The sequence below is a fragment of the Rhodanobacter lindaniclasticus genome, assembly GCF_004799035.1.
Classification (GTDB): domain Bacteria; phylum Pseudomonadota; class Gammaproteobacteria; order Xanthomonadales; family Rhodanobacteraceae; genus Rhodanobacter; species Rhodanobacter lindaniclasticus.
In genome coordinates, this window is the sequence record NZ_MWIO01000062.1 from 1 (window position 1) to 1,190 (window position 1,190).

The 1,190-nt window shown below is 62.1% G+C and carries 1 protein-coding gene; it reads left to right on the plus strand.

The genetic code is table 11. The annotated features are described in order from the left end of the window. The first annotated feature begins 66 nt into the window (after positions 1 to 66). Positions 67 to 1,047 (plus strand): IS5 family transposase, encoded by a 981-nt coding sequence (locus B1991_RS16395; protein WP_136259754.1) that lies wholly within the window; start codon positions 67 to 69, stop codon positions 1,045 to 1,047. The last annotated feature ends 143 nt before the right edge of the window (positions 1,048 to 1,190 follow it).

Below are 1,190 nucleotides of genomic sequence, written 5' to 3' on the forward strand. Positions count from 1 at the left end.
GGGATGCTCTGATTTATTCCCCGTCTGCGGCATCATAGCCAGCAGTCCCCAGGAAGCCCATCGCCGGTGAAACAACGTTCCTTTGCGTCGCTGAATTTCGAGTCCAAGAAGAAGCCGACACGGCGTGAACGCTTCTTGGGGGAGATGGACAAGATCGTGCCGTGGGAAGCGCTATTGGCGTTGATCGAACCCAGCTATCCGACGTCTGGCCGTCGCGGCCGACCGCCGATGCCTGCCGCCACCATGTTGCGCATCCACTTCATGCAGCAGTGGTACGCGCTGAGTGATCCGGCGATGGAAGATGCGCTGTACGAGATCGAGTCGATGCGCCGCTTCGCGGGACTGGAGTTGAACGAGGACGCGATCCCGGACGAGACGACGATCCTGAAGTTCCGTCGCTTCCTGGAGCAGCACGGCTTGGCGGTGAAGATCCTCGAAGCGGTCAACGCCCACCTGAGCGGCAAGGGCTTGCTGCTGCGTCAGGGCACGATCGTGGATGCCACGATCATCCAGGCGCCGTCGTCGACCAAGAACCGCGACAAGCAGCGCGACCCGGACATGCGCCAGACCAAGAAAGGCCAGCAATGGTATTTCGGCATGAAGGCGCACATCGGCGTGGATGTGGAATCGGGACTGGTGCACACCGTGACCACGACCCCGGCCAACGTGGGCGACGTGACGGAAGTGGACAAGCTGCTGCACGGCCAGGAGAAGACGGTGTACGCCGATGCGGGCTACCAGGGCGCCGAGAAGCGCGCCCCCAAACGGGGCCGCCGGTGGTTTATCGCGGCCAAGCGCGGCAGCGTCAAGGCGATGCCCGAGGGCGAGCTGAAGGACGCAGTCAAGCACACCGAACACATGAAGGCCGCGGTACGCGCCAAGGTGGAGCATCCGTTCCGCGTGGTGAAGCGGCAGTTCGGCTATCAGAAGGTGCGCTTCAGGGGGTTGTTCAAGAACACGGCGCAGGTGCTGACGCTGTTCGCGCTGTCGAACCTGTGGATGGCACGACGAACGTTGCTGGCTTCCGCAGGGGAGGTGCGCCTGTGAGGCGGAAAATCGAGGTGATTCGAGGTAAATCGGCGCGGCAGCGGCGGCAATCCACCTCCATAGGCACCTTTTTGCCGTAGCAAGCTCGGTGTTTTGCATGGCCGTCTGGACGGCCATTTTGAACTTCATTGATCAGAGCATCC